General features: G+C 71.1%; 23 protein-coding genes. 13 read left to right on the forward strand and 10 right to left on the reverse strand.

Going from position 1 to position 22,288, the window contains the following annotated elements; translation table 11 throughout:
- Positions 1 to 11 precede the first annotated feature (11 nt).
- On the reverse strand, positions 12 to 650 hold the full coding sequence (locus RUR49_RS00725) for a VOC family protein (protein WP_409144409.1): 639 nt from the start codon (positions 648 to 650) through the stop codon (positions 12 to 14).
- 40 nt (positions 651 to 690) lie between these two features.
- On the reverse strand, positions 691 to 1,941 hold the full coding sequence (locus RUR49_RS00730) for a lytic murein transglycosylase (RefSeq protein WP_409144410.1): 1,251 nt from the start codon (positions 1,939 to 1,941) through the stop codon (positions 691 to 693).
- 198 nt (positions 1,942 to 2,139) lie between these two features.
- Between RUR49_RS00730 and RUR49_RS00735 the strand changes: the two genes are divergently transcribed.
- The 3 genes from RUR49_RS00735 to RUR49_RS00745 all read left to right on the forward strand — a co-directional run bounded on the left by RUR49_RS00735 (position 2,140) and on the right by RUR49_RS00745 (position 4,563).
- The gene (locus RUR49_RS00735; protein WP_409144411.1) at positions 2,140 to 3,171 is read left to right on the forward strand and encodes an SIS domain-containing protein; all 1,032 of its coding nucleotides are present in this window, start codon (positions 2,140 to 2,142) and stop codon (positions 3,169 to 3,171) included.
- Between the two features lie 527 nt (positions 3,172 to 3,698).
- Positions 3,699 to 4,190 (forward strand): hypothetical protein, encoded by a 492-nt coding sequence (locus RUR49_RS00740; protein ID WP_409144412.1) that lies wholly within the window; start codon positions 3,699 to 3,701, stop codon positions 4,188 to 4,190.
- Positions 4,180 to 4,563, forward strand: a complete 384-nt coding sequence (locus RUR49_RS00745; protein WP_409144413.1) for a PIN domain-containing protein — start codon at positions 4,180 to 4,182, stop codon at positions 4,561 to 4,563. The genes RUR49_RS00740 and RUR49_RS00745 overlap by 11 nt, the downstream gene beginning before the upstream one ends.
- Positions 4,564 to 4,566: 3 nt before the next feature.
- On the opposite strand, the gene RUR49_RS00750 is transcribed toward RUR49_RS00745, so the two are convergent.
- The 3 genes from RUR49_RS00750 to hemH form a co-directional block, all read right to left on the reverse strand.
- Entirely contained in the window at positions 4,567 to 5,052 is a 486-nt protein-coding gene (locus tag RUR49_RS00750; RefSeq protein ID WP_409144414.1) for an NfeD family protein, read from the reverse strand.
- Position 5,053: 1 nt separating this feature from the next.
- Positions 5,054 to 6,067 carry an SPFH domain-containing protein gene (locus RUR49_RS00755; RefSeq protein WP_409144415.1) on the reverse strand — a complete coding sequence of 338 codons (1,014 nt, stop codon included), beginning with the start codon at positions 6,065 to 6,067 and terminating at the stop codon, positions 5,054 to 5,056.
- 112 nt (positions 6,068 to 6,179) lie between these two features.
- On the reverse strand, positions 6,180 to 7,214 hold the full coding sequence (gene hemH / locus RUR49_RS00760) for a ferrochelatase (protein ID WP_409144463.1): 1,035 nt from the start codon (positions 7,212 to 7,214) through the stop codon (positions 6,180 to 6,182).
- 303 nt (positions 7,215 to 7,517) lie between these two features.
- On the opposite strand from hemH, the gene RUR49_RS00765 reads away from it, so the two are divergent.
- The gene (locus RUR49_RS00765; protein ID WP_409144416.1) at positions 7,518 to 9,050 is read left to right on the forward strand and encodes a bifunctional metallophosphatase/5'-nucleotidase; all 1,533 of its coding nucleotides are present in this window, start codon (positions 7,518 to 7,520) and stop codon (positions 9,048 to 9,050) included.
- Between the two features lie 13 nt (positions 9,051 to 9,063).
- On the opposite strand, the gene RUR49_RS00770 is transcribed toward RUR49_RS00765, so the two are convergent.
- Entirely contained in the window at positions 9,064 to 9,525 is a 462-nt protein-coding gene (locus tag RUR49_RS00770; protein WP_409144417.1) for an NUDIX domain-containing protein, read from the reverse strand.
- Positions 9,526 to 9,699: 174 nt separating this feature from the next.
- On the opposite strand from RUR49_RS00770, the gene RUR49_RS00775 reads away from it, so the two are divergent.
- Both RUR49_RS00775 and RUR49_RS00780 read left to right on the forward strand, forming a co-directional pair.
- Positions 9,700 to 9,828, forward strand: a complete 129-nt coding sequence (locus tag RUR49_RS00775) for a hypothetical protein (RefSeq protein ID WP_409144418.1) — start codon at positions 9,700 to 9,702, stop codon at positions 9,826 to 9,828.
- Positions 9,829 to 9,847: 19 nt separating this feature from the next.
- A complete protein-coding gene (locus tag RUR49_RS00780) occupies positions 9,848 to 10,870 on the forward strand; it encodes a metallophosphoesterase family protein (protein WP_409144419.1) in 1,023 nt (340 codons plus the stop codon).
- Here RUR49_RS00780 and RUR49_RS00785 read toward each other — a convergent pair.
- Together RUR49_RS00785 and RUR49_RS00790 are read right to left on the reverse strand one after the other, a co-directional pair.
- Positions 10,780 to 11,415 (reverse strand): GNAT family N-acetyltransferase, encoded by a 636-nt coding sequence (locus RUR49_RS00785; RefSeq protein WP_409144420.1) that lies wholly within the window; start codon positions 11,413 to 11,415, stop codon positions 10,780 to 10,782. The two genes, RUR49_RS00780 and RUR49_RS00785, sit on opposite strands and share 91 nt — an antisense overlap.
- 99 nt (positions 11,416 to 11,514) lie before the next feature.
- Positions 11,515 to 11,793 carry a DUF1153 domain-containing protein gene (locus tag RUR49_RS00790; protein ID WP_409144421.1) on the reverse strand — a complete coding sequence of 93 codons (279 nt, stop codon included), beginning with the start codon at positions 11,791 to 11,793 and terminating at the stop codon, positions 11,515 to 11,517.
- Positions 11,794 to 12,198: 405 nt separating this feature from the next.
- Here RUR49_RS00790 and mnmA point away from each other — a divergent pair, with 405 nt between their 5' ends.
- Positions 12,199 to 13,380 carry a tRNA 2-thiouridine(34) synthase MnmA gene (gene mnmA, locus RUR49_RS00795; protein WP_409144422.1) on the forward strand — a complete coding sequence of 394 codons (1,182 nt, stop codon included), beginning with the start codon at positions 12,199 to 12,201 and terminating at the stop codon, positions 13,378 to 13,380.
- Positions 13,381 to 13,412: 32 nt separating this feature from the next.
- Entirely contained in the window at positions 13,413 to 14,084 is a 672-nt protein-coding gene (locus RUR49_RS00800; RefSeq protein WP_409144423.1) for a class I SAM-dependent methyltransferase, read from the forward strand.
- 43 nt (positions 14,085 to 14,127) lie between these two features.
- Here the strand turns inward: RUR49_RS00800 and RUR49_RS00805 are convergent, their stop codons facing one another.
- The gene (locus tag RUR49_RS00805; protein ID WP_409144424.1) at positions 14,128 to 15,402 is read right to left on the reverse strand and encodes a phosphopentomutase; all 1,275 of its coding nucleotides are present in this window, start codon (positions 15,400 to 15,402) and stop codon (positions 14,128 to 14,130) included.
- 160 nt (positions 15,403 to 15,562) lie between these two features.
- Here RUR49_RS00805 and gcvA point away from each other — a divergent pair, with 160 nt between their 5' ends.
- Together gcvA and RUR49_RS00815 are read left to right on the forward strand one after the other, a co-directional pair.
- Positions 15,563 to 16,513, forward strand: a complete 951-nt coding sequence (gene gcvA / locus RUR49_RS00810; RefSeq protein WP_409144425.1) for a transcriptional regulator GcvA — start codon at positions 15,563 to 15,565, stop codon at positions 16,511 to 16,513.
- A 78-nt stretch (positions 16,514 to 16,591) separates the two neighbouring features.
- Positions 16,592 to 17,512 carry a hypothetical protein gene (locus tag RUR49_RS00815; protein WP_409144426.1) on the forward strand — a complete coding sequence of 307 codons (921 nt, stop codon included), beginning with the start codon at positions 16,592 to 16,594 and terminating at the stop codon, positions 17,510 to 17,512.
- 31 nt (positions 17,513 to 17,543) lie between these two features.
- Here RUR49_RS00815 and RUR49_RS00820 read toward each other — a convergent pair whose 3' ends face one another.
- Positions 17,544 to 18,392 carry a DUF1194 domain-containing protein gene (locus tag RUR49_RS00820; protein WP_409144427.1) on the reverse strand — a complete coding sequence of 283 codons (849 nt, stop codon included), beginning with the start codon at positions 18,390 to 18,392 and terminating at the stop codon, positions 17,544 to 17,546.
- A gap of 367 nt (positions 18,393 to 18,759) precedes the next feature.
- On the opposite strand from RUR49_RS00820, the gene RUR49_RS00825 reads away from it, so the two are divergent.
- The 3 genes from RUR49_RS00825 (at position 18,760) to RUR49_RS00835 (ending at position 22,257) form a co-directional block, all read left to right on the forward strand.
- On the forward strand, positions 18,760 to 19,809 hold the full coding sequence (locus RUR49_RS00825) for a BMP family protein (RefSeq protein ID WP_409144428.1): 1,050 nt from the start codon (positions 18,760 to 18,762) through the stop codon (positions 19,807 to 19,809).
- Positions 19,810 to 19,838: 29 nt separating this feature from the next.
- Entirely contained in the window at positions 19,839 to 20,498 is a 660-nt protein-coding gene (locus tag RUR49_RS00830; RefSeq protein ID WP_409144429.1) for a CAP domain-containing protein, read from the forward strand.
- A 241-nt stretch (positions 20,499 to 20,739) separates the two neighbouring features.
- Complete coding sequence (locus tag RUR49_RS00835) at positions 20,740 to 22,257, forward strand: ABC transporter ATP-binding protein (protein ID WP_409144430.1); 1,518 nt, start codon at positions 20,740 to 20,742, stop codon at positions 22,255 to 22,257.
- Positions 22,258 to 22,288 lie beyond the last annotated feature (31 nt).

Raw genomic sequence — 22,288 nt, forward strand, 5'->3', positions numbered from 1 at the left:
ACTGCGCCCGCTCAGTCGAGAACGACGCGCCCGGCCGGCGTCACGAGGGAAACAGCCAGAGACGGCCCGCCGTCGACGATGTGCACAGTCGGGTCATCCAACCCGACGCGCGCAAGACCATCGCGAATGCGCTGTGACCCCGGGTGGTGGATCGTCAGCCGCTCCAGCGTGCAGCCCGCGTCCGGCATCCGCTTCGTCGGGTGCACCCCCGGCGGCCATTCGATCAGCGTCGGCACGGCGCCACTTTCAACCGTCCGGCCGTCGTCCGGGATGGTGATGCGCCAGACAAGGTCGCCGCGCGTCATCTCGTGTACCGGCCCGAGGGGGAACGGTGAGGCCGCCGCCGCCGCGTCAAGGTCGTCGGTAGCAGCGACCCAGGCGACGAGCCGCGGACGCTCGGCAAGGCGGGCGGCGAGGGCCGGCTCGTCGAGGCCGAACCAGCGTGGCCGTCCCGGCGGCGGCGCGTCCGGGTCGATGGCGATGAGTTCCAGATAGAGGCCGTCGCCGAGCCGAAGCACGCGGTTGTGCGTGCCCATGCGTGGGTGCCTGCCGCCCGGCGCGAGTGGCACACCGAGCCGCGCCTCGAGCCAGGCGGCGCCCGAGGCGAGGTCCGTCGCGGCAATGGCGAAGTGGTCGAGCCGGGCGGTCATCGCTTCCCCCGCGAAGGGCGGCGGCGATGCGACCTGCCGGTCATCCGCCCTTCTTCAGGAAGTCGAGGATCGCCGTCGACGGGTTGCCGTCGGCCGGCAGGCCCTTGTCCGACTGGTAGGCGCGGATGGCGTCGCGCGTGCCGGGGCCGGCCATGCCGTCGATTCCGCCGGGGTCGTAGCCCTTCTGCGCGAGCAGACGCTGCAACTCCTCCACCTGCGCGCCGGAGAGCGGGCGCATGTCCGCCGGCCAGGTCGCGGCCAGCGGCGGCGCGCCGATGAGGCGGTCCGACAGGATGCCGACACCGAGCGCATAGGAGGTGGCGTTGTTGTAGCGCTTGATGACGTTGAAGTTCGGCAGGATGAGGAAGGCCGGACCGCGCGCGCCGGCCGGCAGAATCAGGGTGGCCTTGTCGTCGGGGCGCGGGAAGGCGCCGCCCGAGGCGCGACGGACGCCCATTTTCTGCCAGTCGGCGAGCGTGCGACCCGCCTTCTCGTCGACGCGGGCATAGTTGAAGCCCTGCGGCAGCACGACCTCGTAGCCCCAGGTCTCGCCGGTCCGCCACTTGTTCTTGTGAAGCAGGTTCGCCGCTGTGGCGAGCGCGTCGGGGATGTTGGTCCAGATGTCGACCTTGCCGTCGCCGTCGGCATCGGCGGAGAAGGCGAGGTAGCTCGTCGGGATGAACTGGGTGTGGCCCATCGCGCCGGCCCAGGAGCCGGTGAAGCGGCTGAGCGGCACGTCGCCGCGCTGCAGGATCTTCATCGCCGCGATCAGTTGCGAGCGGCCGAACTTGCCGCGCTTCGGGTCGCAACAGGCGAGCGTCGCCAGCGAACGGATGACGTTCTTCACCACGGCGGGGTTGTCGAGCACCTTGCCGTAGTTCGATTCCATGCCCCAGATCGCCACCAGGACCTGCCGCGGCACGCCCGAGCGCGCCTCGATCCTGTCGAGCCACGGCTTCCACTTCACCAGCATCTCGCGACCCGTCTCGATGCGGGCGTCGGAGACGGCGGTGGCGAGATACTCGCCGATCGTCTTGACGAATTCCGGCTGGTAGGCGGCCTTCTCCAGCACCTCCGGATCGCGCTCGGTGATGCCGGCGAAGGCGCGGTCGTAGGTGGCGCGGCTGATGCCGGCCTTCTGCGCCTGCGGCCAGAAGCCGGTGACGAATTTCTGGAAGGTTGCGTCCGCGCGGGCCTCGCTCGGGCCGGCGAAGCTCAGCGCCGTGCAGACGGCGAGCGCGGCCGCCACGAAGCGGATGGAACGGTTGGTGGATCGGGTGCGTGACGGCATCGGCGCGCCTCCTCTCGTGTCTTCCCGGCGCGTCGCCGAGCCTCCCCCCAGAGACCCCACAGGCTAGTCTGCCATGGTTAACGCACGGTTTCGACGGACCCGACGCGGGATGGCGCGGCCCCGGGCCGCTGCCCGCCGACACGAATCTGTGATACTGGCTCGGATCGGAGAGGTCCGACGGCGGGTTGCGAGAGGCGCATGGACGACAGGACTGTTGCCGCTGAGGCGGCCGACACGCTGCCCCTTCCTGAGGGCGCGACGTCGCCGCTCGACTGGCTCGCCTCCGGCCGGCGCACCATCGAGATCGAGATCACCGCCATGAAGGCGCTGAGAGCCGCGCTCGCGCACGGCCTCGGCGACGCCTTCTGCGCCACCGTGGGCGTGCTGCGCGGCATCCGTGGCCGCGTCATCGTCACCGGCGTCGGCAAGAGCGGCCACATCGGCTGCAAGCTCGCAGCCACCCTCGCCTCCACCGGCACGCCCGCCTCCTTTGTGCACGCCGCTGAGGCGAGCCACGGCGACCTCGGCATGATCACCGAGAACGACGCCGTGCTCGCCATGTCGTGGTCGGGCGAGACGAAGGAGCTCGCCCCGATCATCGCCTACGCCAAGCGCTTCCGCGTGCCGCTGATCGCCGTCACCTCGAAGGGCGGCTCGACGCTCGGCCGCGCCGCCGACCACGTCCTGAAGCTGCCGAAGGTCGACGAGGCCTGCCCGCACGGCCTCGCGCCGACGTCCTCCACCGTGCTGCAGCTCGCCATCGGCGATGCCCTGGCGATCGCCCTCCTCGAGGCGCGCGGCTTCACGCCCCACGATTTCCGTATCTTCCACCCCGGCGGCAAGCTCGGCGCCAGCCTGCAGTTCGCCCGCGACCTGATGCATTCCGGCGATGCCATCCCGCTCGCCGCGCTCGGCACGCCGATGAGCGAGGCGATCGTGCTGATGACCTCGAAGGGCTTCGGCTGCCTCGGCGTCGTCGACGCCCGCGGCCGTCTCGTCGGCATCATCACCGACGGCGACCTGCGCCGCCACCTCACCGGCGACCTGCTCTCGCAGACCGTCGAGGTGGTGATGAACGCCCGCCCGAAGACGGTGAAGCCCGACACGCTGGTGGCGGCCGCGCTCGAGATCATCAACACCTCCGGCATCACCGCGCTCTTCGTCGTCGACGCCGGCAAGCCCGTCGGCATCCTCCACTTCCACGACCTGCTGCGGTCGGGGGTGGCGTAGGGCGGGCGGCGTCTTTTCGCGCCGGGAGCCGCTCAGTTGGACGCCGGTCCCACGGCCATTCCCGCCAAATCGGGAGGGTCCGATGAAGCGCATCCCGAGTTTCGACTTGTCCCCCAGCCGCTGTCAGAGGAGGCGGCGCGCCTGCCAGGCTTCGAGTTTGCTCCGGCCGAGGTCGGAACACGCCACAAGCTCGGCGGAACGCCGGATTTCATCAACGGGGATGAGTGGCCGAAATGCAGCCCGTGCCGGCGTCAAATGTCCTTCGTCGGACAGTTCGACTCGGTCAACGACGACTTTGTTTTTGCGGATTGCGGGCTCATCTACGTATTCTTCTGTTTCGACTGCATGGAACCGGCAGCCGTCGTGCAGTCCTATGGACCGGCTGGACGTCAATGCCCGCACGCTCGGCATCGTCCGCGTCCGCGAGCGGCAGCACCTATCAATTGGATAGTACCTACCTAACTATCAATTGACTTGTTGCACCTCTGCCACCAGAGTGTATCCATCGAGTGGCGATGGAGGTCGCGATGAGTTCGCTGGACGAGGTGGTGCGGGAGCCCGGCACGAAGTCGAGCAAGATCCGCAAGCTCGCGGCGGCCGGCCACAGTCGCTCCGACATCGCCAAGGCCCTCGGCATCCGCTACCAGCACGTCCGCAACGTCCTGGTCGCGGACGAGGCGGCACTGGACCGCCAGGCGGCGAACGGCGTCGTGTCACCAGCCAGCCGCACTCCGATCGAGACGACCGTCCTACCGGGCGCTCCCTTCCGCCTGACGGTGGATGCCGCCGGCTGCGTCAGGCTCCCCACCGATGCCCTCGCCGCGTTGCGGGCGCAGCCGGGGTCGGTCCTCGTCGGCGAGATGGTGGGCACGGAACTCCACCTTTACCCGCTGCAGGACGCGATCCGTCGGGCACAAGCCCTGGTAAGGGACTTCGTCCCCGCCGGCCGCTCGCTGGCGGACGATCTGATCGCCGATCGGCGGCGGGAGGTGGCGAAAGACGCCGGACATGGCGAGTAGCGTCCTCGACGCCTCGGCCCTGCTCGCACTGCTGCAGGGCGAGCCAGGAGCGGAGGCGGTCGCCGCGATCGTCGGGGACGCCGTCGTCGCCTCCGTCAATCTGGCGGAGGTGCTGGGCAAGCTGCTGGAATTCGGCCAGCCACGGGATGCGGCGCTGCGGGCGATCGGCCAGACGGCGGTCCAGGTCGTCGCGTTCGACGGCGGCATGGGAATCGAAGCCGGCGAGATGATCCCGGCCGCCCGGCGCGCCGGCCTCTCCCTCGGCGACGTCGCCTGCCTGGCAGTCGCCCGCCGTCTCGGCCTTCCTGCCTACACCGGCGACCGATCGTGGACGCGGCATGACTTCGGCGTCGAGATCCGGCTGATCCGCTGAGCCCTAGTCCGCCCGCTCCACCTTCAGCCGCACGCCGTCCGCCCCGGTGACACGCACCGTCGTGCCGGCCGGCAGGTCCGGACCCGACACCAGCCACACCGTGTCGTCGAGGTCGATGCGGCCGCGGCCGTCGACGAGCGCCTCGGTGAGTTGCGCGCGGCGGCCGATGTGGCGGGCGGCGCGCTCGTTGAGGCCGCTTGCGTCGGACGGCTCCTGCCGCCGGCGGCTCATCCACGCCCGCCCGGCGATCACCGCGACGATCGCCAGCACTACGAACAGGCCCGCCTCCGCCTGCCAGGTGAGCGCCGTCCAGCCGGCGGCGTCGGCGGCGAGCGCCACCACGCCCGTCACGATCGCCGCGATGGCGAACCAGAGCATGAAGGTGCCGGGCACCACCACCTCGAGCCCGAGCAGCACGAGGCCGAGCAGCAGCCAGGCCCAGCCGCCAAGCGCCGTCATCATCGTTGTCACCAGAGAGCCCTCACCCATCTCAGGCCGCTCCGCCGCCCGCCGGCGGCATCGCGCCACCGGCCGCCGGCACGGCGCCGCGCCGCGACTGGCGGGGCGTCGCCGGGCCCTCGCCGCCGAATGCCTCGCGGGCGATCTCGCCGATGCCGGAGAGCGCCCCCAGCACGGCGGTGGCCTCCATCGGCAGGATCAGCGTCTTCTGGTTCGGCGATGTCGCGAACTGGCCGAGCGCCTCGACATATTTCTGCGCGACGAAGTAGTTGATCGCCTGCACGTCGCCGGCGGCAATCGCCGAGGAGACGAGCTCCGTCGCCTTCGCCTCGGCCTCGGCGGCCCGCTCGCGCGCCTCGGCATCGCGGAAGGCCGCCTCGCGCCGCCCCTCGGCCTCGAGGATCTGCGACTGCTTCAGGCCCTCGGCCTTGAGGATCTGCGCCTGCCGCGCGCCCTCCGCCTCGAGGATCGCGGCGCGCTTCTCGCGCTCGGCCATCATCTGGCGCGCCATCGAGTCGACCAGGTTGCGCGGTGGGTTGATGTTCTTGATCTCGATGCGGGTGATCTTCACGCCCCACGGCTCAGCCGCGGCATCGACGACCCGCAGCAGGCGGGTGTTGATCTCGTCGCGGTTCGACAGCAGCTGGTCGAGGTCCATCGACCCCATCACCGTCCGGATGTTCGTCATCGTCAGGTTGAGAATGGCGTTTTCGAGCCCGCTCACCTCGTAGGCCGCCCGGGCGGCGTCGACGACCTGGTAGAAGGTGATGCCGTCGGCCGTCACCGTGGCGTTGTCGCGGGTGATCACCTCCTGCTCGGGCACGTCGAGCACCTGCTCCTTCATGCTCATCTTCGCGCCGACGCGGTCGATGAACGGGACGATCAGGTTGAGGCCTGGACGGAGGGAGCGCGTATATTTGCCGAAGCGCTCGATGGTCCAGTTGTAGCTCTGCGGCACCGTCTTCACGCCCGCGAAGACGATCAGCACGACGAGCACGACGAGGGCGATCAGCACGACGTCGAAGGCACTGAGCGAGACGTTCATGGACGGGCTCCCGATGGCCGCAGAGGCCCGGCGACCAAAGGCCTGCGCGCCGTCACGGTCAAGGGTGTCGCGGGCGGGCGCGGTTCACGACGCCGCGCCCCTCTCGGCACTGTCAGCCGGCCTGCTCCGCCCAGCCCGACAGCTCGCGCCGCACCACGTGGGCGATCACGTCCATCCCCTCGGGCGAATCGTTCAGGCAGGGGATCGCGGCGAACTGCTCGCCGCCGTTTTCCTTGAAGTAGTGACCGTTCTCCTCCGCGATCTCCTCGAGCGTCTCGAGGCAGTCGGCGACGAAGCCCGGCATCACCACGGCGAGCCGCTTCACGCCCTCGCGGGCGAGCGCCATCACCGTCTCGTCGGTGTACGGCTTCAGCCATTCGGCACGGCCGAAGCGCGACTGGAAGGTGATCCGGAGCCGCTCCGCCGGCCAGCCGAGCCGCTCGCGCAAGAGCCGCGCCGTCTTGTGGCACTGGCAGTGATAGGGGTCGCCCTTCTCCAGATATTCCTTCGGCACGCCGTGGAAGGAGGCGAGCACCACCTCCGGCTCGAAGTCGAGGCTGGCGAGATGGCCCTCCAGCGAGCGGGCGAGGGCGTCGATGTAGACCGGGTCGTCGTGCCAGGGCGGTGCCGTGCGCACCGCCGGCTGCCAGCGCATCTTGGCGAGCTGCTTGAACGCCATGTCGTTGACGGTCGCCGTCGTCGCCGCCGCGTACTGCGGATAGAGCGGCACCACCAGGATGCGGTCGCAGCCCGCGTCCTGCAGCGCCTGCAGCCGCTCGCCGATCGGCGGCGAGCCGTAGCGCATCGCCCAGTCGACGATCGGCCGCGGCTCCATGGTGGCGAGGATCTCGCCGAGCTTGTCGGACTGCGAGCGCGTGATCGTCTTCAGCGGCGCCTCGTTGCGCTCCTTGTCCCAGATCGACGCATAGGCGGCGCCGGAGCGCTGCGGCCGGCGCGACAGGATGACGAGGTTGAGCAGCGGCCACCAGAGCAGCCGCGGCGCCTCGATCACCCGCCGGTCGGAGAGGAACTCCTTCAGATAGCGCCGCATCGACCAGTAGTCGGTGCCGTCCGGCGAGCCGAGGTTGACGATCAGCACGCCGATGCCGCCGGTGCGCACCGGCGGATGGCCCTCGGGAAGCCGCATCGGGGCGTGGTGGCCGTCCGGCGCGGGTTTCAGGGACGGGCGGTGATCGGACCGGGGGCCGGCCACGGCGGTTTCGACGGTGCTCAAGAGCGGACTCGCGACTGTCAGGAGGTGGCAACCGGGCCGTGTCGAGGCCCTTTGGACTGACATAGCCCGACACCGGCACGGAACCTAGCGCGGGATGCTTGCGCGGAAAGGTCGCCGCCCGGCATCCCCGCGCGCGGCGGACGCAAGCGAGGCCTCGCCAACGCCGCGCCGGATAGCCACAATCGCCGCCGATCCCGCCCCTTCGAGGAGATCGTCATGCTCGCCGTTCTGTCGAAGCCGTTCCGTGGCGGCCGCGCCGCCCTTGCCACTGCGCTGTTCTCGGCCGCCGTCTTCGCCGCCGCCCTCCCCGCCCGCGCGGCCGAGATCACCTTCATGGTCGCGAGCGACATCGACCGTGCCGAGGCCGGCGAGGGGCGCGGCGGCTTCGCCCGGCTCGCCGGCGCCATCGCCGCCGAGCGCGCGGCGGGCGGCAACCTCGTCGTCGCCCACGCCGGCGACACGATCTCGCCGTCGCTGCTCTCCGGCTTCGACCAGGGCGCCCACATCGTCGCCCTCACCAACATGCTGAAATTCGACGTCTTCGTCCCCGGCAACCACGAGTTCGACTTCGGCAAGGACGTGTTCCTCGCGCGGATGGGCGAGCTCGAGGCCGGGCACAAGCTCGCGGCGAACCTCCGGATGCCCGACGGCAGCCCGGTCGCCGGTTTCGCCGACACCGCGATGCTGGAGTTCGACGGCATCAAGGTCGGCGTCGTCGGCGCCGCCGGCGACCACTCCTACGCGGTGTCGAGCCCGGGCGACCTGAGGCTCGCCGGCACCGTCGACACCGCCCTGTCGCAGGCGAAGGCATTGCGCGCCGAGGGGGCCGACATCGTCGTCGCCGTCGCCCACGCCATGCGCAGCCAGGACCTCGCGATGATGCACGGCGGGTCGATCGACCTCGTGCTCTCGGGCGACACCCACGACCTGCTCATCAACTATGACGGCCGCGCCATCCTCGCCGAGGCGCGCGAACAGGCGGAGTACCTGCCGCTCATCACCCTCGACGTGACCGCCGAGACCGTGGACGGCAAGCGCAAGGTGACGTGGACGCCGCAGTTCCGCGTCATCGACACCGCCACCGTGACGCCAGATCCGGCCGTCGCGGCGAAGATCGCGGAGCTCGAGAAGACGCTGTCGGCCGAGCTCGACATCGAGATCGGCAAGAGCGACACCGAGCTCGACAGCCGGCGTGCCGCCGTGCGCGGCGGCGAGGCGGCGATCGGCAACCTGATCGCCGATGCCATGCGCACCTCCACCGGCGCCGACGTCGCCCTGATGAACGGCGGCGGCATCCGCGCGAACAAGCTCTACGCCGCCGGCTCGACCCTGACGCGCCGCGATGTGCTCGCCGAGTTGCCGTTCGGCAACGTCGTCGTCGTGGTGGAGCTCTCCGGAGCCGACCTCAAGGCGGCGCTCGAAAACGGTGTCAGCGCCGTCGAGGAAGGGGCGGGTCGCTTTCCGCACGTCTCCGGCATGAGGGTCGTCGCCGACGTCTCGAAGCCGGCGGGCAGCCGCATCGTCGCGGTCGACGTCGGAGGCGCGCCGCTCGATCCGGGCAAGACCTACACCGTCGCCACCAACGACTACATGGCGCGCGGCGGCGACGACTACGTGGCCCTGCGGAGCGGCGACTACGTCGTCGGCCCGCGCGACGGCAAGCTGCTCGCGACCGTCGTCATCGATGCCGTCGCGGCGGCGGGGACGGTGTCGCCGAAGGTCGAAGGCCGCGTGCAGCTGCAGAACTGAGGCCGGGTCGCCCTCACCACGTCGCCGCCGGCGGCACGCCCTCGACCACCTCGGCGAGGCGCCGCAGCGTCGCCGGCGTCGTCTCGGCCGGCGGCGCGTCGGCTGAGAAGAAGCCGGCGGCGGCGATCTCGCGGCCGAGGCGCGGCGGCCCGCGCACGGCGAAGCGGCGCACCACGTAGAGCGCAACGTGGTCGCGGCCGAGCCCGGCGTTGAGGTAGAGCCCGGCGAGTTCGGGATCACCCTCGGCGGCGATGTTGCCCTCCTCGGCGAGCTCGCGCACCGCCGCCGCCACCGCCGTCTCGCCGGGATCGACGGCACCACCCGGCAGGTGCCAGCCGTCGACATAGCCGTGCCGGACGAGGAAGACGCGGCCGTCGTCGGACAGCACCATCGTCCGCACGCCGAGGGTGACGGAGCGTGTCAGCCGCGTCCACAGCCTCAGTCCGCGGCGCACCGGAGGGGTGGCAGCCCGCATCAAGCGGCTCACCATGTGCCGCCCCCGCGTCGCCCACCGGCAAGTCGCGTCGGATCGGTGAAACTGCCGCACGGCGAAAGCCGCGCTTGGCATCGGTCGCCGCAGCCGGCTATACGGTCGGTGACTGTGCCGTCGTCGCGCGCCCTCCCAGCGTGTTCCGGCCGAACCCTTTTGATGATCGAGAGTTCCCGTCTCATGCTGTCCCTGTTCTCGCCCCGCCGGTGGCGCTTCGTCTGGTCGCCCGCGGTCGACTTCTCGCACGGCCGCGTCGCCATGACGCTCGCCACCTTCCGCAGCCGCTGAGCCGACGGCCGCGGGCGCGATGTTCACACTCGCTCATCTGTCTGACCCGCACCTCGGCCCCCTTCCCGACCCGCAGTTCCTGGAGCTCGCCTCCAAGCGCGTCGTCGGTTACGTCAACTGGCATCGCAACCGCGCGGTGAAGCTTGCGAACTCGGCGCTCGACGCGCTGGTCAACGACATCCACGCGCGCGACCCGAACCACATCGTCGTCACCGGCGACCTCGTCAACCTGTCGCTCGCCGGCGAGATGGGACCGGCGGCGAAGTGGCTCGGCACCCTCGGCCCGCCCTCCGAGGTTTCGGTCGTCCCCGGCAACCACGACGCCTATGTGCCCGGCGCCCTCGGCCGCGCCCGCCGCATCTGGGCCGCGCACCTGTCCGGCGATCCCGGAGACCACCACTCGCCCGGGCGGCCGCACTTCCCCTATCTCCGCCGCCGCGACAATGTCGCGATCATCGGCGCCTCGAGTGCCAAGGCGACGGCGCCGTTCCTCGCCACCGGCCACTTCGACTCCCACCAGCAGCTGCTCTTGACGGAGATGCTGCAGGCGGCAGGCCACCAGGGGCTGTTCCGGGTCGTCCTCATCCACCATCCGCCGAACCACAAGGCGACGGCGTGGCACAAGCGGATGATCGGCGCCTCGCGTTTTCGCGCGGCGATCGACGAAGGTGGCGCAGAGCTCGTCCTGCACGGCCACACCCACAAGCCGAGCATCGCCTGGCTGAACGGCCGCGACGGCCTCGTGCCGGTGGTGGGCGTGCCATCCGCCTCGGCAATGCCGCACGGCCGCAACCCGGCCGCCCGCTACAACCACTTCACCATCGGTGGCGAGCCGGGATCGTGGACCTGCCGTCTCGAGGAGCGCGGCGTCGCCGACCGCTCGATGACGGTCGAGACCGTCTCGATCGTCGACCTGCACGGCGGCGAGGCGCCGATCCCGCGCGAGATCGTTCAGCCGACGGGCGGCCAGTCCGGCGAGACGGCCACGTCGAGCAAGCCATCCAAGCGCGGGTCGGGCACGATCTCCACCGCCCGCCGGTAGGCCACGAAGCCGAACGACCGGTAGAAGCGCACCGCCCCCGGGTGGTCGAGCGTGCAGGTGTGCAGCCAGACCCGGCGCACGCCCTTGCGTCGCCAGGCGCGCGCCAGGAGGTCGGCCATCAGCCGCCGGCCGAGCCCCCGCCCGACGGCATCGGGCACGAAGCCGAAGAGCACGATCTCGACCTCGCCGGGCTTGCGCAGGTCGAGTTCGACGAGACCGATGTCCCGCCCCTCCTCGATCACCGCGAGCGTGGCGATGCCGGGATCGCCGATGCGCGCGGCGATTGTCTCGTCGGAATGCCGGAGCCGCGAGACCCACAGCCATTTCTCGCCGACGGCGCGGAAGAGCCGGCGGAAACGCTCCGCCTCGGTCGGACCGAGGCGCTCGGTCGCCGGTGGGTCGCCGACCGGTCCCGCCGCCGGCGGTGAGCGCATCTCCATGAACGTGACGATGGCGGGCAGCACGCCGTCGGGCAGCGCGACGATGCCGTCGAGAGGAACGGCGATGGTCGGCGTCCCGGACGGAACCGGACCGGGCTCTGGCATGATGACCTTCGTGCTTTGGCGGGAAGGGGCCTCTACGGCGCGCCCTTAGCAGACCGGCGATGACGCGTCACCGTCCGGCGGTGCCGGCCACGAAGCGGCTTACTGTTCGCGGTATTCCTGGACGCGGGTGGCGCGCAGGCCGGCTAGGCCGTGCTTGTCGATCAGCGCCTGCCAGGAGAGGAATTCGTCGACCGTCAGCGTGTAGCGGCTGCAGGCTTCTTCCAGCGACAGGAGCCCCCCGCGCACCGCCGCCACCACCTCCGCCTTGCGCCGGATCACCCAGCGCTGCGCGTTGCTTGGGGGCAGATCGGCAATTGTCAAGGGGCTCCCGTCGGGGCCGATGACATAGCGCACTCGGGTTCGGACCTGTTCGGTCATTCTACGCTCACACACACCGCCTCTTCACAGCCTCGACTCTAGGTGCGCGGGCTTTAACAATGAGCTAAACCCGCCGGGGTGATTTGGTTAACACACGGTTACTTTTGACGACTGTCGGCAAGGCGTTGCAATACGGCAACACCAGGCGTTGCGCCGCTGCCACGGTTGCGGGGGAGCGGTTTCGGTAGCCGTAGCGCGGTGCTTGGACGGCGCCGGTCGGGTTCGCTATAGTGTCGCCGCAATGGTCGGCCACGCGGGGCCGGGTCCTCCGTGCCGGCGTTGCTTAAGGGACGCCGGTCGCCGATCCGACTTGTCGATCCGGTGTGCCGACACCATCTGCCAACCGGTCTTGCCGATCCGATTTCCTGCGCGCCGGTGGGCGGCGCCCCAGAACGCGACAGGACGATGAACCTCGACGGCTTCGCCCCGAACGCCTCTCCGGCCGACACTCGTATCGTCGTCGCCATGTCCGGCGGCGTCGACTCGTCCGTCGTCGCGGCGCTCCTCGCCGAGGCCGGCTACGACGTCGTCGGCGTGACGCTGCAGCTCTACGACCACGGCGAGGCGACGCACCGCTCCGGTGCCTGCTGCGCCGGCCGCGACATCCACGATGCCCGCCGCGTCGCCGAGCACCTCGGCATTCCCCACTACGTCCTCGACTTCGAGGCACGCTTCCGCAACGCCGTCATCGAGAGCTTCGCCGACAGCTACCTCTCCGGCGAGACCCCGGTGCCCTGCATCGCCTGTAACCAGACGGTCAAGTTCTCCGACCTGATGGCGACCGCGCGCGAGCTCGGCGCCGCAGCACTCGCCACCGGCCACTACATCGAGACCCGCCGCGTCGGCGGCCGCTGGCAGATGTTCCGCCCCGTCGATGCCGAGCGCGACCAGAGCTACTTCCTGTTCGCCACCACGCCCGAGCAGCTCGCCTTCGCGCGCTTCCCGCTGGGGGCGATGAGCAAGGCCGAGACGCGCGCGCTCGCCCACCGCTTCAGCCTGCCGGTCGCCGACAAGGCCGACAGCCAGGACATCTGCTTCGTGCCGACCGGTCGCTATGCCGACGTCATCGAGCGCCTGCGCCCGGGCGCGGTGGAGGGCGGCGAGATCGTCCACATCGACGGCCGCGTGCTCGGCCGCCACGACGGCATCGTCCACTACACCATCGGCCAGCGCCGCGGCCTCGGGCTGTCGCTCGGCGAGCCGCTCTACGTCGTCCGGCTCGATGCGAGCGCGCACCGCGTCGTCGTCGGCCCGCGCGAGGCGCTCATGGTCCATCGGTTGACCCTGCGCGAGCCGAACTGGCTCGGCGACGGCCCGCTCGACGCCCGCCTCGACGGCCTCGAGGTCTATGCCCGCGTCCGCTCGACCCGCCCGCCGGCCCCCGCGACGCTGCGCGTCGGCCGCGACGGCGTCGCCGTCGAGCTGCCGGCCGGCGAGACCGGCGTTGCGCCCGGGCAGGCCTGCGTGCTTTACGACAGTGGCGAGCCGCGGGCGCGGGTTCTCGGTGGTGGCTTCATCGATGCTGCCTCCGGCCTGCGTGCCCTGGAAACACCCACCGCCGACCGCCGACCCGCCGCCGTCGCCTGACGGTCGTCACCCCCTCCCGCGCGAGGAACCGGATGTCCGACAAGAGCTCAGAAGCGGTGGTCGGGCGTCGCCGCTCGGAGGGCCTGACGGTTTCGATGGTCCGCTCGGCCTATAGCCGATGGGCTCCGATCTACGACGCGGTGTTCTGGGGTCCCACCTTGTGGGGCCGCGAAATGGCGGTCGCCCGGGTCAACGCCATCGGCGGCGAGGTGCTCGAGGTCGGCGTCGGCACCGGCATGGCGCTGCCCTGCTACGGCCCCTCCGTCGAGGTCACCGGCATCGACATCTCGCCGGAAATGCTGGTGAAGACCGCCGAGCGCGTCGAGCGCGAGCGCCTGCGGGCCCGCGTCACCGGCCTCACCGTGATGGACGCCGGCAACCTCGCGTTCGCCGATGCGAGCTTCGACGTCGCGGTGGCGATGTACGTCATCACCGCCGTGCCCGATCCGGATGCGGCGCTCGCCGAGATGTCGCGCGTCGTGCGCCCCGGCGGCACCATCATCATCGTCAGCCACTTCCGCTCCGAGCGCGGCGGCTGGAAGATCGTCGAGCATCTCGCCGAGCCGTTCACCACCAAGCTCGGCTGGGACGCCGGCATGCCCGTCGACCGCGTGCTGAACAGGCCCGAGCTGACGCTGGTCGAGCGCTGCCCGGTGCCGCCGCTCGACCTCTACACGCTGCTGCGCTTCGAAAAGCGCGCCTGACGGGCCGCGACCCGCGACCGCGCGCGCCCGAGCCTTTCTCACATCACAGGAACGACGTCCCGTGCCGTCCCGGCGCGAGGCCGAGCCAGGCGGCGACGCTCTCGCCGATGTCGGCGAACGTCCCCCGCCGCCCGACCGTGCCGCCGGCGATGCCGGGCCCGAAGGCGAGGATCGGCACGTGCTCGCGGGTGTGGTCTGAGCCCGCCGCCGTCGGGTCGCAGCCGTGGTCGGCGGTCAGCACGACGAGATCGCCCGGCCGCAGCGCCGCCCGGAGCTCAGGTAGCCGGCGGTCGAAATGCTCGAGTGCCGCGGCATAGCCCGCCGGGTCGCGGCGGTGGCCGAAAAGCGTGTCGAAGTCGACGAAGTTCGTCATCACCAGGGCGCCTGCCGGAGCCCGCGCCACCGCCGAAAGCGTCGCATCGAACAGCGCGTCGTTGCCGGCGGCCTTCACCGTCTCGGTCATGCCGCGGTGGGCGAAGATGTCGCCGATCTTGCCGATGGCGATGACGGACCGGCCGTCCGCCTTCGCGCGGTCGAGCAGCGTCGGCTCCGGCGGCAGCACGGCGTAGTCGCGGCGGTTCGCCGTGCGGGTGAAGCCGGTCTCGGCGTCGCCGGTGAAGGGCCGGGCGATGACCCGGCCGATGCCGAGCGGGTCGACCAGCCGGCGGGCGATCTCGCAGACTTCATAGAGCCGCTCCAGCCCGAAATGCTCCTCGTGGGCAGCGATCTGGAACACCGAATCGGCCGACGTGTAGCAGATCGGCTTTCCCGTCCGGACGTGCTCTGCGCCGAGGCGTTCGATGATTTCGGTGCCGGAGGCGTGGCAGTCGCCGAGGATGCCGGGGAGCTTCGCCTCGGCCACGAGCGCAGCGATCAGGTCCGGCGGAAAGGTCGGCACGGTCTCGGGGAAATAGGTCCACGCGAACGGCACCGGCACGCCGGTGATCTCCCAGTGCCCCGACGGCGTGTCCTTGCCGAGCGACACCTCGGCGCCGTAGCCCCAGAGTCCCTCCGGAGCCTTCGCCACATGCAGACCGGCCGGCACCGCTCCCGTCGAGGCGGCGGCCGCCGCACCGAGGCCGAGGCGGTCGAGGTTGGGTAGGCGCAGCGGCCCGGTCGCGCCGCCCCCGCCGTCAGAGGCACCACGACCGTCGCAGTCTCCCCGCGCGCACGCCGCGGCGACGTGGCCGAGCGTGTCGGAGGCGGCATCCCCCGCGCCCCACCGGGCGGCGTCGCCGGCGGCACCGATCCCGACGGAATCGAGCACGAGCAGGAAGGCGCGGCGGGCGGGCGAAGAGGGCTCAAGGGTCTGGCTCATCGCCGACGATGTGCGCCCGGCGCGACGGGGTGGTCAAGACGGGCCATCCCAACCTTCGGCGCGAACCCCTCCCCCTTGCGCGGGGCCTGCCCGGACTTGATGCGCGGTAGCCGGCACAGCCGATCGGAGGCGGGTCCACACATCTCACCCCGCCGCCGTAGTGCGCCCCCTCCCCCCTCGTGGGGGAGGTGGCCGGCGCAGCCGGCCGGAGGGGGCCGCCGCGCGCGAGCGCGGCGGTACGGCGCCAGAGATTGCCGAACCGCCGCCCGCCGCCGGCCGGCACCTCTCCTTCACGAAGGCGGCGGAGGAGCTGAACGTCACGCCGGCCGCCGTCAGCCACCAGATCCGGGCGTTGGAGGAACAACTCGGCGCCAGCCTGTTCGAGCGCTCGACGCGCAGCCTCGCGCTCACAGCCGCCGGCCGCCGGCTGCTGCCGCCGGCGACGGAGGCCTTCGAGCTGCTCGCTCGCGCGCTGGCCGATGTGCGCCACGGCGAGCGCGTGCTGACGGTCACCACGACGCCGTCCTTCGGCGCCCGCTGGCTGGCGCCCCGCCTCGGCCGCTTCGTCGAGAGACATCCCAACATCGAGATCTCCATCCGCCACACGAAGGCGACGCTCGACCTCGCCCGCGAGGGCATCGACGCGGCGGTGCGCTGGGGGCGGGGTGAGTGGCCGGGGCTGGAGGCGGAGCTCGTCGGCCCGTCGGTGCTCGCTCCGATCGCCTCGCCCGGCTATGCCGCCAAGCTGGCGTTGGCGCGCCCCGCGGACCTCGCCCGGGCGACGCTCCTGCACGACGATTGTTGCGAGGAATGGCACGACTGGATGCTGCGCGCCGGCCTCGACCCTTCCCCCGCCCGCAGCGGCCCCGTCTTCGACGACGAGAACGCACTGATCCAGGCGGCACTCTCCGATCAGGGCGTTGGACTGATCTCGGTGGCGCTGGTGCAGGCGGACCTCGACGCGGGTCGGCTCGCCGTTGTCGCCGACCTGCCGATCGCCGAGGGCTACGGCTACTATCTCGTCACCACCCCCGCCTCCGCCACCACCCGCAAGGTCAAGGCCTTCCGATCGTTCCTGCGCGAGGAGGTGAAGCGGGACACGCGGGCGTGAGGCGTAAGCCAAAGGCGTGAATGGACGGCCGGAACCGGCTGCGGCAGGGTCGTGACGCCCGAGGACCGAGGGCCACCGATGAACGCCACCTGTCGCGCCAGACTTGCCGCCGTCTTTGCCGTCTGCGCCCTGTCGGCCGGCCTGGGCCTGCAGACGCCGGCGGCCCATGGCGCCGTCTGCGCCGGCCGGCCGGCGGACCGGACGCTGGCGCAGCTCTTCATGGAGAGCAACGCGGTGGCGAGCGGAACCCTCACCGTCTCGAAGGCCGCGGTTCGCAAGGCGTTCAGCACCGGCGACTATCTCGACCTGCCGTTCGTCGGCCTGACCAGCATCGCCGGCAAGGTCCCCCAGCGCCTCACGGTCAAGATCTACGCCGAAAGGCGACGCGGCGGCGTGAAGCCCGAGCAGTTGGAGACGCTGGCGGGCGGGCCGGTGCTCGTGTTCCTCGTCCGGGGACGCGACGGCGAGTTCTATCTGACCCGGGGAGAAAAGGCCCTGCAGCCGGCCACCCCCGCGACCGTCCAGGCGGCAGAGCGGGAACGCGACCGGCAGTGGGCCATCCTCAGGGCCTGGAAGCCCGACCGGTCGCTCCCCCACTTCGGAGACGTGAAGGCGCTCGTTGCGGAGCTCGCCGCCATCCGCAGGCCGGCAAAGGGAAACGAGGCGGGCTATGACGAGGCGCGCGCCCGGCAGGACGCGATCTTCGTCAGGCTGGAGAAGCTGGGGAAGTCCGCGGTGCCGGCGATCGTCGCCCACCTCGACAACCGCCGGCCGCTCGCCGTCCAGCAGTTGGCGCTGGTCAATCAGCCGCCCAACCCCATCGAGGCCATCCGGACCTACGAGCCGGAGCAGATCGTCGACGCCCTCGCCGCGACCCTGAACCAGGTGGCCGGCCAGACCTTCGACGCGATCTACAGTGGCGGCAGCGAGGCTCAGCGGCGATCGGCCATCGCCGCCTGGCGGATCTACACCGACGACCTCCTCTGCTACGGCCGCTGAGCCGCGCCCGCGCCGGCGGCAGTCTGATCGCTCAGTTGTCGCCGATGCGGCTGCGCCAGATGCGCTCGCCGATGGTGCAGAACGGGTCGACGGTGGTGGTGAGTTGCGCCGGGATGACCGTCGCCCGCTCCGGCGGCCCGCCAGCGATCTCCAGCACGAGCTTGCGGCGAACCGCCTCGCCGAACGCCTCGATATCGCGCACGGGCACCAGGAAAGCGCCGTTCCCCCCGATCACGCACGTCGTGTAGTACTCGTCGAGGTTCGGCAGGTCGAAGTAGCTGTTCGCCGAGCGCTTCAGCATCAGCGGCAGGCCGTTGATGGTGATGCCGGCCGCCACCGCCCGGTCGCGCGCCGCGGTGACGAGACGGCCCTGGTTGTTCGGCCCGTCGCCGGACACATCGATGACCTTGCGGATGCCCTCGTAGCCGTTCTCGGCGATGAGGTCGGTCGCCACAGACAGCGCCTCGGAGATCGAGGTGCGGAAGACGCGCCGGATCGGCTGCTGGCCGAGTTGCGCGGTGAACGCCTCCGCGGAAGCCGCGTCGCCGATCACCTGCCAGTCGACGACGACGCGCTGCTCGGCGGCACCGGCCCATTCCATGTAGGCGATGGCGATCTTGCCGTGGATGCCGTCCTTGATGGCGGCCAGCACCTCCGCCGAGCGGATCGCCTCGACATAGCCGAGGCGCTGCAGGCGCTGCTCGTCCTCGTCCATCGAGAACGACACGTCGACCGCCAGGACCAGCTCGAGGTCGACCTCCTCGGCGCTCGCCGGCGTCGCCGGCCAGAAACTGCCAGCGGTGATCGCCATCGACAGGCATGCCGCAGCGAGCCAGCGGGACGGTGTCGGTGCGGCGTCGGTTCGACGGAACTCCTGCATGTTGCGTGCCTCCGCCCCCGCGGCCACGCCCCCGACAGATAGTGTGGCAGAGCGTCCCGGCCAGCCGAAGCGTTTTCGATGCCCGTCCACTTTCTCGTGATGGCGGGCGCGGCCGCCCCACGCGACGGTCACGCGATCGGGAAACTTGACCGGATGGCAAAAATCCGGCGATCGTGGGGGCGTGGACGTCGGAGGCAACTGCCCGCTCGGGGCCGGCCCTCCTGCCTCGACCGACGCCGGAAAAAGAGGGCCGGCCCGGTCGCGTCAGCGTCGCATTCGTTCGCGCCGTGGCTCGCTCGGGGCCGCGGCCGCCTTCGGGCCTGTTCGAGAGGCCGCCCGCGGGATGCGGTGCGGCGGCGGAGGAACCATGATCGACATCTTCAAGCGGGCGACGACGAAACGGCGCGGCCTCGCGGCGGCGCGCGCAGCCCTTCTGGGTCTGGCGGCGGCGACGCTGCTCTCCGGCGCGGCGCTGGCGCAGGACGCCGTCCAGCCGGGCCTCGTCTACGACATGGGCGGCAAGTTCGACAAATCCTTCAACGAGGCCGCCTACAACGGCGCCGAGGCCTTCAAGAAGGCGACCGGCACCGAGTACCGCGACTTCGAGGTGCAGAACGACGCCCAGCGCGAGCAGGCGCTCAGGAACTTCGCCCGCCGCGGCCTGTCACCGATCGTCGCCATCGGCTTCAGCCAGGCGGCCGCCGTCGAGGAAGTCGCCAAGGAGTTCCCCGACACCAAGTTCGCCATCGTCGACATGGTGGTCGACCTGCCGAACGTCCGCTCGATCCTGTTCCAGGAGCACGAGGGCTCCTACCTCGTCGGCATGCTCGCGGCGATGGCCTCGAAGACCGGCAAGATCGGCTTCGTCGGCGGCATGGACATCCCGCTCATCCGCAAGTTCGCCTGCGGCTACGTCGAGGGCGCCAAGGCGGCGAACCCGAACGTCGAGGTGTTCCAGAACATGACCGGCACCACCGGCGCGGCGTGGAACGACCCGGCGAAGGGCGGCGAGCTCGCCAAGTCGCAGTTCGATCGCGGCGCCGACGTCGTCTACCACGCCGCCGGCGGCACCGGCATCGGCGTGCTGCAGGCCGCCGCCGAAGCCGGCAAGCTCGGCATCGGCGTCGATTCCAACCAGAACTACCTGCATCCCGGCCACGTGCTGACCTCGATGCTGAAGCGCGTCGACACCGCCGTCGAGAAGGCCTTCACCGACGCCAAGGACGGCAAGTGGACGAGCGGCGTCTACGTGCTCGGCCTGAAGGAGGACGGCGTCGGCTGGTCGCTCGACGAGTACAACAAGGCCCTGATCACCCCGGAGATGCAGGCGGCCGCCGACAAGGCGAAGGCCGGCATCGTCGACGGCTCGATCACCGTCCACGACTACATGTCGGACAACGCCTGCCCGGCGGGCTGACCGACAGCGGCGGCAGCGGGGGCCGCGCCATGACGAACGGCAAGGGCGCGGCACTGCCGCGCCCAACCTTTACGACAAGCGCGGCTCTGCCACGCCCAGACGCGGCATCCGGCACGGCTCCGCCGCGACCGCTGTTTGCTGAGGACTGGGCGCGGCCGGCCCGCCGAACCGTCGTTCTCGGCCTCGCCGGCGTCGCACTCGCCGGCTGCGCCGGGCGTCTCCTCGACGCCCGGCCACTGCCAGCGGACGGCGCCCTCGGCGTCCTGCTCACCTCCCGCTATCGCGCCGAGAATGGCCTCGGCCCCGTCACCCTCGACGCCCGCCTGTCGCGCGCCGCCGCCGCCCAGGCGCTGCAGATGGCTCGCCACGACGACCTTTCCCATTCCATCGGCTGGGGCAACGCGCTGCCCGCCCGCCTTGCCGCCGTCGACTACGACTGGGAGGTGACGGCGGAGAACATCGGCATGGGCTACCGCACGCTTCAAGCCGCCTTCGACGGCTGGGTCGGCTCCGCCGGCCACCGCGCCAACCTGCTGAAGCCCGGCGTCACCCAGGTCGGCTTCGGCGCCGCCGAGGCGCCCGCCTCGCGCTCCCGCTTCTACTGGGCGATGATCCTCGCCGCCCCGCGCATCCGGCGCGACGGGCCGGTCACGCAGACGCCGGACGTCGACCACGGAATGCCCGGATGACCGCCCCCGCCACACGGCCGCTGCCCGCGTCGCGCCCTCACGCTGGCGCACCATTCGCGGCGCTCCCCCTCCCTGCCCTCCCCCGCGAGGGGGGAGGGTTCGCACCGAGGCTTGGACGAACGGTGTGCCGCAAGCACAACGCAAACCCTCCCCCCTCGCGGGGGAGGTGGCCGGCGCAGCCGGTCGGAGCCTTTGGAACGGCCCGAAGCCTCCGCCGCCCCGCTGATCACCGGGGTCGCCGATGACCGCCCCCGCCATCGAGCTCGTCGGCATCGACAAGCGCTTCGGCGCCGTCCACGCCAACCGCGACATCCATCTCGTCGTCGAGAAGGGCACCATCCACGGCATCGTCGGCGAGAATGGCGCCGGCAAGTCGACGCTGATGTCGATCCTCTACGGCTTCTACCAGGCCGATGCCGGCAAGATCCTGATCGACGGCACCGAGGTGTCGATCCCGGACTCGAAGGCGGCGCTCGGCCACGGCATCGGCATGGTCCACCAGCACTTCATGCTGGTCGAGACCTTCACGGTGCTCGAAAACGTCGTGCTCGGCGCTGAAGGCGGCGCCCTCATCGGCCCGGCCCTCAATCGCGCCCGCGCCGAGCTCGCCCGCCTCTCCGACGCCTACGGCCTGAAGGTCCATCCGGACGCGGTGGTCTCGTCACTGTCCGTCGGCGAGCTGCAGCGCGTCGAGATCCTGAAGGCGCTCTACCGCGGCGCCGAGATCCTGATCCTCGACGAACCGACCGGCGTCTTGACGCCGCCCGAGGCCGACGAGCTGTTCGGCATCCTCCGGGTGCTGCGCGGCCAGGGCAAGACGGTACTGCTGATCACCCACAAGCTCAGGGAGATCAAGGCGGTCACCGATGCCGTCTCGGTGATGCGCCAGGGCGCCATGGTGGCGACGCGCACGACGGCTGACGTTTCGGTCGAGGAGCTCGCCTCGCTGATGGTCGGTCGCAGCGTGCTCTTGCGCGTCGACAAGGGCCCGGCGAAGCCCGGCCGCACGGTGCTGGCCGTCGAGGGCCTCACGGTCATCGACCGCCGCGGCGTGCTGCGCGTCAAGGACGTGTCGTTCGAGGTCCGCGCCGGCGAGATCGTCGGCATCGCCGGCGTCTCCGGCAACGGCCAGTCGGAGCTGATCGAGGCGATCGCGGGCCTGCGCCGCCCGACCCTCGGCCGCGTCCTCATCGATGGCGCGCCCGCCGCCGGCACGCCCGAGAAGGTCCGCCGCCAGGGCCTCGCCCACGTGCCCGAGGACCGCCACCGCATGGGCCTCGTCATCCCCTTCGAGGCGTCCGAGAATTCCATCCTCGGCTACCACGACGACCCCGCGCTCGGCCCCGGCCCGATGCTGTCGCCCGACCGCGTGCGCGCCCACGCGAAGGAGGCCTTCGCCGCCTACGACGTTCGCCCGCCCGACGTGCGGCTGAAGACCGCGAACTTCTCCGGCGGCAACCAGCAGAAGATCGTGCTCGCCCGCGAGATCGAGCGCGACCCGGTGGTGCTCGTCGTCGGCCAGCCGACGCGCGGCGTCGACATCGGCGCGATCGAGTTCATCCACCGCCGCCTCGTGGCGCTGCGCGACGCCGGCAAGGGCATCTTGCTCGTCTCCGTCGAGCTCGACGAGATCCGCGCGCTGTCGGACCGCATCATCGTGATGTTCGACGGCAAGCTGATGGGCGAATGCACCACCGACGCCCCCGAGGGCGAGCTCGGCCTGCTGATGGCCGGGTGTATGCCGGAGGCGGCGCAGTGAGGGGGGCGGTCTCTCCCTGTGGCGCAGCGGT

It is taken from the genome of Pseudoxanthobacter sp. M-2, from assembly GCF_046156265.1.
In the GTDB taxonomy this organism is placed as follows: domain Bacteria; phylum Pseudomonadota; class Alphaproteobacteria; order Rhizobiales; family Segnochrobactraceae; genus CAMDHY01.